Source organism: Nostoc parmelioides FACHB-3921, from assembly GCF_014696625.1.
Lineage (GTDB): Bacteria > Cyanobacteriota > Cyanobacteriia > Cyanobacteriales > Nostocaceae > Trichormus > Trichormus parmelioides.
In genome coordinates, this window is sequence record NZ_JACJQL010000115.1 from 1 (window position 1) to 11052 (window position 11052).

Below are 11052 nucleotides of genomic sequence, written 5' to 3' on the forward strand. Positions count from 1 at the left end.
TTATTATCAACAAATCCCCATTTTCTACCAATTTGAACTGCTGCTAAATTCTCAAAGAATGACCAAGCACTATCAAATTGAGGTTTGATGGCTAATTTCCCCTTATTATCAACGAATCCCCATTTTTTACCGATAGCAACCAAAGCAAAACCATTGACAAAAGCTCCAAGACTATCAAACTGTGGTTTAACCACAAACTTACCACTACTGTCTATGATTCCCCACTTTTTAGCAACTTCGACTTTAGCAAACCCATTCAAGAAGCGATCGCAATTATCAAATTGTGGCTTGATGACCAATTTACCTGTGTGGTCAATATATCCCCATTTTTCACCTACTTGGACTTGAGCTAATCCCTCATAAAAGGACGAAGCATAATCAAACTGGGGTTTAACGATTAATTTACCAGTGCGATCAATATATCCATATTTCCCGTTGATTTTTACATCCCATAACTGGGGTAATAAATTCTCTTTTGCAGACTTAACTGTGATAGAAGATATTGATTGATGAGTATCACTAGATATAGATGGAGTTGAAAACAATGTTATTCCAGTTATCGCTACTAGCAAAATCAAGGTATGGTGAATATGAGATTTCATATTTGTGACTGAATAAGTAGTAATGTCACTTATCCATAACTCAAAACTAGCTTAATTGTCATCCCTAAAAATCATCGGATACACGAAACCAATACCAATCACCGTACAAGTAAAATAATTGGTACTTAGCAGCACCAAATGGACTTCCTTCACTATTCGGTTGATGGACAAAACCATAGGATATGGTATCAGGACTTAGACCATCACCACGCCAGAAGACACGAAAATATACACCACCACGAGAATCCATAGCGTATTCATCAACTTCATATAAACCGAGTTTGCGGTTTAATTTGATATTTCCTTTTGCAGAAATAGGAAGTTGTACCCGAACTTGTTCAAACGCCGATTGCGATATCATAAATGCTAAACGACGGGGGATGTAGAACTTGAGCAGGACATAACAAACTAAAACTATCCCTGCAATGATAGCAACTTCTCTCCAGGGTACAAAAGTTTGCCTTCTAAGTCTAATACTTTTCAAATCCCGTCTTCCTAAAGTTCTCAATCCCCAGAAGAGAATTGCCAATACTGCAAATGGTACACAAACAATTGACACCAGCATGACTGGAAAAAAGAAACTATTTAATGCACCAGGATAAATACTGATAATTAGAATTGCGACACAAATAAATAAGGTTATACATATTGCTATTTTGCTAAATATTTTCATGGAATAAGTCATCTATATTTAAAAACTTCATTTTTAGTAAACATTATATTTTTGTAATATTTCTCCTGAGTTACTATTAAGATCGCTTGGGTTTTGGTTCCCAGTTAAAATCATAAGGACAATCGCATTCTTGAGCTTGATTGCAGTTAATTACCATCATACTAAAGCAAAAATTTAGGAGAGTCCCATTGTCAAATTTTACTTGTAAATTGCCTGGACTACGAAAACCAGCACCACTATAACCAATGATTTGATACTTAGAACTTAAGTTTGATACATTAAAGAAATATGGTTTAGGGCTGAAGCTAGAATCACCCTTTAAATCATTTAAACAAAAGGCTTTTGTGATATACCTTTGTGCTATAATTTCTGCTTCTTTTGGCGATGGATCGCCAATTGCACTTATAAAAGTGTCGGATATTTTGGTGATTTTATTAGCTTGAGTACAGTCAACTATATAGGTTATTGGAAAAGCAATACGTAATAAATGATATGTCAAACCTAGTGATAGAATTATAATAATTGAGATTTGAATAAGTTTTTTCATTGATTACAAGGGATAATGCTGTCCTAACTTTGTGTTGCTGATAGAGAAAGTTTGTTCACGAAGTGCTACAGATGATGGTAAGCAAGCTGAATTGTGTATATCGTTCCAAAGAAGACTCTGACAACATCTGGGGTGTATCGGCAACATCCCAACGTACCAATTTATAACGCTTTTTATCAACAGTTAAATTAATTACTTCTTGCTGATTCGGATCGTAAATTAAAGTTTTGCAGTTCATCTTGGAAGAAATTCGCCAGTTTTTAAGTTAATTTTAATCGCAGATGCTGTTGAATTTCGGTTTGCTTCCAAGGGAATCGTTACACACTCACCAACGCGATCTGGTGACCCAAAAAAACAATCACAATTAAACTTTGTAATTACAAAAGGAGTAAAACCAAGTCTAAATTTTAATTCCCCGTGGTATGTGTCACATCCTGTAGAAGTATCTGGTGGAGAACATGTATAGTTGTATAAATATACCGTTGTAGGATATTCTTTAGATGTCACAGTTTCAATGTTTGTAGCATCAAAAGCAGACGATATCAAAACGATAAATGAGACCAACAAAAATAGCACACTCGATAATAATAAATATAGAAAAATAAAAGTTCGCTTTTTTCTAAATGGTAAATATTGAGGATTTTTAAATAATAAAAAACCAAAAATAAAACTTAGTAACAATATAGTTATAGAGAATAGAAATTTAGCACCCTCCAAAGTTGGAATAGTTGGTAAAAATATAATTCCGATACCCAGAAATGGGGTAGTCAGAAAAACCAGAAGTTTGAAATTTCGATGATACATTTTCTTACATTTACTACAATTATTGGCATAACAGCCACCGCCTTTGCGTCCACTGTAAACTGTGGTTAGGTGCTAACTGCCATATTTTTTCGACTTACTCACTATGAAAACTAAGCCAGAAGCAACAATTTGATAAGGAATGAGCAAAACTGCCCCAGTAATAGCTTTCAGAGTCCACCCAATGCCCATAGTCGATCGATAAAGTTTTATTGCTTCGTCTCTGAATTCTGGAGCAATCTTTCTGAGTCGGTCTTCGTCTGACCAGCCATTAAAATCAAAACCCAGAGAATCAAGCCGCATCTCGGCATATAAATCTGGTAAATATGCCAACAAAGTAACTAGAAGTACGCACGTCATCAAAGATAGAAAACTGCTTAATAGCAAACTAGTTACATAACCCTTCCGCCTTAACAGAAAGGGCATTGCAAGTGGCGTTATTACCATCATTACCAAAATAGAAAAATAAATTGCTGAAGATATATACTGCATTTTTACCTAACTATTTATTCCATAGGCGAAAATCACATCATTAATTGTACCCACCAATACAAAATAACCATCCCGAAACAAGGCTTAGGGTTAACCAATAATATTTTTAACTCAGTACACATCCTCAGTTCCACTGGAGTAATAAAACGGCAAGTTTTCCCGAATCACTAACTCTACTAGCATTACACCCAGTGGTTCATATTCGTAGTAATATCTAACTTGACTATTGGTTCCAGGAAGTGGTGGTTGAGCGCAGGCTGCACCAGGAGAACCGCAAGTTACCTTCACAGGTATAAGTAAAATTCCTACTCCTAATACAAGTATCAATTGTTTCATTGCGACCGTTTATATTTCGCTAAATCAGCTTTTGAATATCCCCGTAGGCACGGTAAAAGCCACCACTAGCTGATTCACGTATTTCTTGAACCATGTAACGCGCACCTTCAACACGAATATCTTTGGGGAACTGGACTTTCCACTTAGGATTGTAGCTATCAGAAATAACACGCACTCTTAACTTGCTACCTTCTCGAAAACACTCAACAATGACCCCAGAGCTAGTATTTGTAGTAGTGTCAACAACAGATGAGGGTGTGGCTCCTTCACCTTTTGGAGCTTTAATTACTAGGGCTTGGGGAACTGTACCCAATTGAGCAGAACGAATAGCCGTTTCAGTTGCATCAATACAAGCTAAATAACCATCTGTGGTCACAATATAAATATGGTTATCAAAAAACTGCATAGATAAAGCGGAGCCACATCCTGTAGAAAGTTTCCAAAGGCGTTCTCCCATCAGATCAAAGCAGTAGATGGAAGAGCTATTATCTCCAGCAAAAATATACTTACCGTTGAGAGCAGTGGCGCAAGAGTAAACCGGAGCATCACATTTAAAAACAGAACCAAGTTTGCCGTTTTTATAAAAGCAGTGAACTTTGTGGTCACTTGTGCCGACATAAACTGCGGATGCTTCTTGCCAACCAAATAATACACCGCCCTGAGTTTTTTGATGCCATAACATTCGACCTTCTTGGTAGTCATACATAGTCACTCCGTTGCTGTGACCATGATAAACACCAGATTGATCACAACGTACCATCCAGCCTGAATCACCTTGGCTGAGGCGAGTCCATTGTGATTCATCATCATGATCAATAGTAGTTACACCACCATTGGCATCAGAAACAGCTAACAAGGCATCGTTGATGTCTAACCAAAAGATATCGACATTTTCATCAATTTTGTAGCTGAGGCGAGGTAACTTACCAGTGAGGTCATAAACATTGCCATCATCGCAACCAGCATAAATCCACATATCATCTGCAACAAGGCATTTAACACCATCAGGCAGCTTAAATCGATTAATGACTTGACCTTGATGATTCAAAGCAAATACCTGACCTGATTGATTTCCTAACCAACAACGTTTAGCATCGACAAAAATGCCAAAAGCGGCTGAATTAGAAGCAAATTTCCAAACAATAGGAGCTTGTTGAGCGCTAGAAGTAGTGCTGGTAACTTGGCGGCGTGTCACAGGACGTTTTTGGCGAACACCCATGACTGCGACTTCATAGCCTTTATTGAGTTTTTCCTTAATTTTTTTATTGGCTTCTGATTGAGCTTTATCGGGGGTAGGAAAAGTTTTAGTTTGAGTCTGCCCTGAGTCGCCAATTCGACCGTAACGAATGGTTAATAGATTATCTTGAACTGTAACTTCATAAAATTTGTGAGAGCTTCCATTAGTATCAGAAAGCTCTAAATATGTTTTTTCTTCTGGCATGACTTGTTTACTAGCTCTTGAGGTGTGCTAATCAGATGTGATCAAGCAAAAGAGGTAATTAATTACACTTAGCTTGTATCTATTGTGGCGAGTATTTTAAGCTTTCAGCACTGATCTAAATCACAGGCTAATACATAAATTAAAGTTATTATTAATACAATAAATAGCCAACCCTACACATACCAATGAATAAAGCAGTTATCCTTGCGGCATTTCTAATGCTGCTGTCTGGAGCGCCAACTGTTGCACAGACTGGTTTACCTAATATGACAGTGGTAAGCATAGGCGACGGTGATACACTACGAGTCCGCAATCAACAGGGGCAACCCGTAACCATTCGCCTGGGCTGTGTGGATGCACCCGAACTCAAACAAACTCCGTGGGGGCAGCAGTCTAGAAATCGCCTTGGGCAACTACTGCCAGTGGGGCAGACTGTGCAAATCCGGTCAATCGAGCGTGATAGATACAAAAGGCTCGTAGCTGAGGTATTTATCAACAACCGCTCAGTGAACCTGACAATGGTGCAAGAGGGGCAAGCTGTGGTTTATCCGCAGTATTTCCAGGGGTGTGCGAGTACTAAAGACCAATTTCTGCAAGCTGAGGCTGATGCTAAACAACAAAAGTTAGGCTTTTGGAACCAATCGCAGCCGGTGATGCCGTGGGATTTTAGGCGAGGGAAGAAGACTCAGCCTACTACGGTGCGATCGCCGCAACAACAGTGCGATTCTTCTTACCCAGACTTTTGCATTCCGCCCAATTCGCCAGATTTAGATTGTCATGATATTCCTTACCGCAGATTTAGGGTGAATCAGCCAGATCCGCATGGGTTTGACAGGGAGCGAGATGGGGTTGGTTGTGAGAGATGACTATTAGATTTGTGAGTTTAATTATTAAGAAATTAAAAGTACTTGCTTGCATATCTATGGCAAATACAAATGAAAAGTATATAACAATTGTTGGGAGTTTCATCTTATGACCAACTCAATTATTAGCCCGGTCGAGCAGATCGGAGTTACACAAAATCTCTCAGAAAACTTTATCCTGACAACCTTGGATGACTTGTCTAATTGGGCGAAAATGTCCAGTTTATATCCGATGATGTTTGGTACAGCCTGTTGCTTTATGGAGTTTATGGCTGCTTACGCATCTCGCTTTGACCTGGAGCGATTTGGGATGATTCCTCGTGCTACTCCACGACAGGCAGACTTATTAATTACGGCAGGCACAATCACAATGAAGTATGCACCGAATTTGGTGCGACTTTATGAACAAATGGCAGAACCAAAATATGTGATTGCAATGGGAGCTTGCACGATTACAGGCGGAATGTTTAGTGTTGATTCTCCCTCGGCAGTGCGTGGTGTAGATAAGTTAATCCCAGTTGATGTTTACATTCCTGGATGCCCACCCAGGCCAGAAGCAGTCATTGATGCAATTATCAAACTGCGGAAAAAAATTGCCAATGAAAGCATACAAGAAAGACAGCAGACTAAGCAAACTCACCGTTTTTACAGCATCAGCCATCAAATGAAGGCAATTACACCTATGCTTGATGGGCAATATCTAAGAAGTTCAAGCCGTGAAGCTCCACCTCAAGAAATTGCTCTGGGAATAGGATTAGAAGCAGTAACGCAAACCAATACCGCAAAAAGGTAGAGGCGTGTCAAGTCAATGCCAACAATAGCAGCCGCAACCATCACCCAGATGAACAAAGCGGATGCGATCTCACTAAAGACCAATTTCTCCAGGCTGAGGTGAATGCTAAACAACAGAAGTTGGGCTTTTGGAATCAATCGCAGCCGGTGATGCCTTGGGATTTTAGGCGGGGGAAGAAAACTCAGCCTGCAACTACTCAGTCTCAAGTGCAGCAGTGCGATCGCTCTTACCCAGACTTTTGCATTCCGCCGAACTCGCCAGATTTGAATTGCCGTGATGTTCCTTACCGCAGATTTAGGGTGAATCAGCCAGATCCGCATGGGTTTGATAGGGATAGGGATGGTGTGGGTTGTGAACGGTAACTATTTGAAAACAAGGCTTTTGGTTAGGCAATAGAAACTTTTCACAAAAATCAAGATTGTGGAATTGATTTCCCGCCAACAAATATTGTTGGAATTGCCATCACTGTTAAAATGACTAAGTTAGCGAACCAAAATAACAAAACAAGACCAAAATCCCATATAGTTCACCCACAGGTGCTACTGTATTGCACCCAACTGAGAACCGCTATACTCAATTTAAAAGTTTCCCAATGATCAATATTACTGCGATTGGCAACTAAGCAGCTTCCCCCACCATTTTCAGCACAGACATAATGACCATTATGCGCTTTCAAAGCAATCTTGCCATCCCCCAAATCAATCAGTTTAAAAGTTTCCCAATGATCAATACTACGGCTATTAGCAGCTAACAACCTTCCTCCTCCATTTTCAGCAGAGATATACTGACCGTTATGAGCCTGCAAGGCAATCTTGCCATCCCCCAGATCAATCAGTTTAAAAGTCTCCAAATCATTAATCTGACTGCGATTGGCAACTAACAACCTTCCCTCACCATTTTCAACACAGACATACTGACCGTTATGAGCTTGCAAGGCAATCTTACGGTCAGGTTTTACTACAGGTTCAACTTCAGTAAACCAATCAGAATCAAGGTCTTTAAACAGATTTTCCTTATCTTCATTATCCTGGGGTAAGGTTTCGAGCCGCTCATATTCGATGGAATCATGAACGATTTGAAGTTGCTGCTTAATGAGTTTTCCCTCGTCACCGCAGATCGTAATACAAACGTTTGTGTCCGTCCCAGCAAACGATTGATTGCCAATTTTGACTGTAACTTTGTAATAATGAGTTTTTGTCATAAAATAAAGTCCTCCGCCGATAATTAAAATGATTTTCAGCTTATTCAAACTTGACTTTTTACAGGATTGGAGAAAAGACCAAAATGGCGTTTTCCATCTCCTGTGAAAAGTCATAACTATTGATATATCTCAACGATCGAGTTTAGCAATAGTTTTTGAGGAACTTGTGAGGAAATATACGGTAGTAGGTCTTGGTAAGTGCTAATTTGATGCTTGCAGTCATGCGTCCCTTGTTAACGTTTATTACTTCGCTTGCTTTCCCCTACGTAAAGTAATAGCGAAGCAGCAGAATCAATGACAAAATACAAAGCGGCTTGACCAAAATCATCAGGCATCCGGTAAAAAGCTATTGGTTGTAAATGCAACGTGAACGGGTCTATTGCCTCCGGATCACAATGTGTAGGCGCTAGGTCAAACAGTGTAGCTTGCTGAGGTGATTGGTTTGTCCTTACCAGTTGCTGATGCTCCCGTATGCGCGACTTCCATTGCTGCAAAGCATCCGCGCTCATCAGTAGTTTGTCTGCTTTACTGCGGTAGCTGGGCGTAATTGTATTGTTGGCGAAGAGGTTGAGTTGCTGGGGTTCCAATGGCATTGGCTGAATGCGACCAGAGTCATGATAAGGCATCATGGCACAGAGATGACAGTGGTGATGGAGTAAGCGCCAACGCTAGATGCGATCGCTCAGACTAAGCACTCATGGATTGGGAACTCAACAAACCAGACAAATCTAAAACTCGCCCTGACCAACCAGAAGCAACATCTGCAATGTTTGCCGTTTGGCTTGATTGAGACTTAATGTTGTCCCAATTGCGTTGCCAATCTTGTAATACCAATTGAAGTTGATTTAATTCCCCGTCATAGATTTGGGTGTTTTGCTGTATTAAAGACAAATACAACAGGCTTTCGTCTAATACTACCGGGACTACTTGATGACAATCGCTACTTTGTACCCAAGACTTCAAGTGTGCCAGACTTGATGCTAATTCACCCAGTTGATGTGGTTGGTCTAAAGCTAAGAAACTAGCTTTAATTGCACTCCAGTTAGGCATTATGAACCTCCTAGCAATTGTTGGGTAATTTTACTTACTTGCTGCCGAATTTGGGTAGATTGTATGATCATACTTCGATTGTTTTGGCTGGGGCGGATGTTAATGATGGATTCAAAAACGATTTCCTGAGTAAAAGGCGACCAATCAGCCCCCCAAATATCACGTTGTCTGCTTCCGTCCTTGAGTAGTTCTTGTTCACACTCATAATGCCGAACACCCCCGCCTGCCAGAATTTTGCGTTCGATGTCTACTGCTATTTTAATGAAAACATCCCAAGTTTTCAGCATGGACTCTATTTGTTCAGGGGTGGCAGGCTCACGAATAATTAAAACCAATTGCAATTAGCCCTACTTAATAATTAACAATATCAATTTATACAATACTTAGGTCTAGCAAACAACTAATTTTAGCTTGAAGGATATATTGAAAGAGTTAATGGTATATTAGTACAAAAGAACTATAAGCGACTTTGTAATAGCTTCAAATTGCAACAGCTATTAACAGTTTGTTATGGAAAAATTGAGGAAAGTTATGACAGACTCTAGTTCCTTGCTTTTGAGTTATGAAGAATTAGTGCAAAATCATGCTAATCAATTTGACCCACAGATTGCTTCTTTGCAACAGTTGGTGGAAATAAGAATGCAAGAAATTCGGGATGCAGAACAGAAGTTAGTAGAAGCGCAAGTAATAGAACTCAAACGAATTACTGATGCTTTGGCTAGTGATGCTCGTTGCTTGTTACAAATCCCAGAATTAAGAGCATTTGTGCAAGAGTTAAAACAGACTCGAAGTAATTATTGGTACAATAGCGAACCCAAAGTTAGTATTGCAGAAGATCCAACTACTTGGTTATTAACGTCGCTGGAACTACCAATAGGTTTGAGTAACTACCAAATTCATGAAGACCTTGATGGTTACGATGACGAACGTCACTTTATTGGGTATAGCTATAGTTTGTCTTTAAGATTAGGTGCAGTTGAGGATGAGATAAACATCCCTCTAAAACGCATATATAACGTGAACGAATATAGTGAAACTTCGATAAAACAACAAATTGAGGGCTACATTTGCGGCAATATAAAATATTTGCTTAGAGATATGAAAGCTCCAGACGAACAAAAACAGCAGTTAGCGATTGAAATCAGCACATTAATAGGGTATTCCACCAAGATATTTGCTCTTAAACCTAGAACTGCAATTTTTGAATATTCATCAATATCGGAGGACTGATGGAATTGTATTTGAGCTTGTCAGCCTATGGTGGAGTTTCAACCCGTGAAGCACTAACAATATTTTGGTATGCAGGAATCCGGTATACTGAACTGGCTATTGGCCCTCGTCCTGATGCTGATGCCACCCAAGCAATTGAAGACTTTAGACAAATGGGAATGGTCTATCGAGCGCATCATGCTTTTGTTTGGAGAGATCGCCATTATCCTTTTAATCTAGCTCAACCTCAAGATTGGAAATATTTTGAGCATTTGACAGACTATTTAGCCAGTATCGGGATCACAGCTTATTCAGTACATGGAGGAAACTTTTCTAAGACTACTGAACGTGCCAAAGCATACACAACATTTGTAGAAAACATTGACTATCTTTATCAGCTTTGTATAAAGCGGGATATTGTTCTGGGTGTAGAGACAATGTATCCTACACACCCTATCAGTTCTGTAGAGAATCTTTTGGACAATGCTACTGAGCTTGCCCAATTTTGCCAAGATACTCCACAAATCAAAATAGTTATAGACTTGGCACATCTCAACATTTGGCATCAGAAAAACGAAATAATTCTCAATCAATGGTTGGGAGTACCATTAGAAAGACTTTTAGAAATTCATATTTCCGACAATGATGGACGACAAGATATACATTCGCGGATTATGGATAATACTTGGTGGTTATCTCAAATTACTCAATTTCCAACTGGAGTTCCTTTAGTATTAGAGAGCCGATTGAATCGATTGCCTGTTTCAGTAGTGCAGCAAGAGTACGACCGAATTGCTGCTTTAAATCTTAGATAGTTAACTGATAATAGTTTGTAGCAAACCACTTATATTCTGTGATTGCCAAGGCCAAAGCCCTACTAATTGAAACTTTTTAAGTGCTGCTTGATACAACTGCTCATTATTATAACCTTCCTCAATAAGTAGGTGGGTGGAATTAATTATAAGATAGAAAGACTGCAAAATTAACCTATTATGCCTGCGCCTTTACGCATCATTCTCACGCCAGAAGAAAACCGAACCTTAA

At 39.4% G+C, this 11052-nt stretch carries 17 protein-coding genes; 5 read left to right on the top strand and 12 right to left on the bottom strand.

Features of this window, described 5'->3' with window-relative positions; translation table 11 throughout:
* From H6G14_RS31535 to H6G14_RS31570, 8 genes are all read right to left on the bottom strand, one after another.
* Positions 1-602 (bottom strand): WG repeat-containing protein (locus H6G14_RS31535; protein WP_190572725.1); only part of this gene is annotated, 602 nt, incomplete at its 3' end.
* Between the two features lie 64 nt (positions 603-666).
* On the bottom strand, positions 667-1167 hold the full coding sequence (locus H6G14_RS31540; protein ID WP_242054239.1) for a hypothetical protein: 501 nt from the start codon (positions 1165-1167) through the stop codon (positions 667-669).
* 184 nt (positions 1168-1351) lie between these two features.
* The gene (locus H6G14_RS31545) at positions 1352-1822 is read right to left on the bottom strand and encodes a hypothetical protein (RefSeq protein ID WP_190572727.1); all 471 of its coding nucleotides are present in this window, start codon (positions 1820-1822) and stop codon (positions 1352-1354) included.
* A gap of 55 nt (positions 1823-1877) precedes the next feature.
* A complete protein-coding gene (locus H6G14_RS31550) occupies positions 1878-2060 on the bottom strand; it encodes a hypothetical protein (protein WP_190572729.1) in 183 nt (60 codons plus the stop codon).
* The gene (locus tag H6G14_RS31555) at positions 2057-2626 is read right to left on the bottom strand and encodes a hypothetical protein (RefSeq protein ID WP_190572731.1); all 570 of its coding nucleotides are present in this window, start codon (positions 2624-2626) and stop codon (positions 2057-2059) included. Before H6G14_RS31555 ends, H6G14_RS31550 begins: the two co-directional genes overlap by 4 nt.
* Positions 2627-2698: 72 nt before the next feature.
* Positions 2699-3115 carry a hypothetical protein gene (locus H6G14_RS31560; protein ID WP_190572733.1) on the bottom strand — a complete coding sequence of 139 codons (417 nt, stop codon included), beginning with the start codon at positions 3113-3115 and terminating at the stop codon, positions 2699-2701.
* A gap of 111 nt (positions 3116-3226) precedes the next feature.
* Positions 3227-3451, bottom strand: coding sequence for a hypothetical protein (locus tag H6G14_RS31565; protein ID WP_190572735.1), 225 nt, complete (start codon positions 3449-3451; stop codon positions 3227-3229).
* Positions 3452-3470: 19 nt separating this feature from the next.
* Positions 3471-4892, bottom strand: a complete 1422-nt coding sequence (locus tag H6G14_RS31570; RefSeq protein ID WP_190572737.1) for a WGR domain-containing protein — start codon at positions 4890-4892, stop codon at positions 3471-3473.
* A 185-nt stretch (positions 4893-5077) separates the two neighbouring features.
* On the opposite strand from H6G14_RS31570, the gene H6G14_RS31575 reads away from it, so the two are divergent.
* The 3 genes from H6G14_RS31575 to H6G14_RS31585 all read left to right on the top strand — a co-directional run bounded on the left by H6G14_RS31575 (position 5078) and on the right by H6G14_RS31585 (position 6910).
* Positions 5078-5758 (top strand): thermonuclease family protein, encoded by a 681-nt coding sequence (locus H6G14_RS31575; protein ID WP_190572739.1) that lies wholly within the window; start codon positions 5078-5080, stop codon positions 5756-5758.
* A 106-nt stretch (positions 5759-5864) separates the two neighbouring features.
* Positions 5865-6548 (top strand): NADH-quinone oxidoreductase subunit NuoB, encoded by a 684-nt coding sequence (gene nuoB / locus H6G14_RS31580; protein WP_190572741.1) that lies wholly within the window; start codon positions 5865-5867, stop codon positions 6546-6548.
* A gap of 98 nt (positions 6549-6646) precedes the next feature.
* Complete coding sequence (locus tag H6G14_RS31585) at positions 6647-6910, top strand: thermonuclease family protein (protein WP_338421248.1); 264 nt, start codon at positions 6647-6649, stop codon at positions 6908-6910.
* Between the two features lie 164 nt (positions 6911-7074).
* On the opposite strand, the gene H6G14_RS31590 is transcribed toward H6G14_RS31585, so the two are convergent.
* The 4 genes from H6G14_RS31590 to H6G14_RS31605 all read right to left on the bottom strand — a co-directional run bounded on the left by H6G14_RS31590 (position 7075) and on the right by H6G14_RS31605 (position 9134).
* Entirely contained in the window at positions 7075-7797 is a 723-nt protein-coding gene (locus H6G14_RS31590; RefSeq protein ID WP_190572743.1) for a fascin domain-containing protein, read from the bottom strand.
* A 185-nt stretch (positions 7798-7982) separates the two neighbouring features.
* Positions 7983-8342 (bottom strand): hypothetical protein, encoded by a 360-nt coding sequence (locus H6G14_RS31595; protein ID WP_190572745.1) that lies wholly within the window; start codon positions 8340-8342, stop codon positions 7983-7985.
* 94 nt (positions 8343-8436) lie between these two features.
* Positions 8437-8799 carry a hypothetical protein gene (locus tag H6G14_RS31600; protein ID WP_190572747.1) on the bottom strand — a complete coding sequence of 121 codons (363 nt, stop codon included), beginning with the start codon at positions 8797-8799 and terminating at the stop codon, positions 8437-8439.
* Positions 8799-9134, bottom strand: coding sequence for a DUF5674 family protein (locus H6G14_RS31605; RefSeq protein ID WP_190572749.1), 336 nt, complete (start codon positions 9132-9134; stop codon positions 8799-8801). Before H6G14_RS31605 ends, H6G14_RS31600 begins: the two co-directional genes overlap by 1 nt.
* Positions 9135-9330: 196 nt before the next feature.
* On the opposite strand from H6G14_RS31605, the gene H6G14_RS31610 reads away from it, so the two are divergent.
* Together H6G14_RS31610 and H6G14_RS31615 are read left to right on the top strand one after the other, a co-directional pair.
* The gene (locus tag H6G14_RS31610; protein WP_190572751.1) at positions 9331-10029 is read left to right on the top strand and encodes a hypothetical protein; all 699 of its coding nucleotides are present in this window, start codon (positions 9331-9333) and stop codon (positions 10027-10029) included.
* A complete protein-coding gene (locus H6G14_RS31615) occupies positions 10029-10823 on the top strand; it encodes a TIM barrel protein (RefSeq protein WP_190572753.1) in 795 nt (264 codons plus the stop codon). The genes H6G14_RS31610 and H6G14_RS31615 overlap by 1 nt, the downstream gene beginning before the upstream one ends.
* Positions 10824-11052 lie beyond the last annotated feature (229 nt).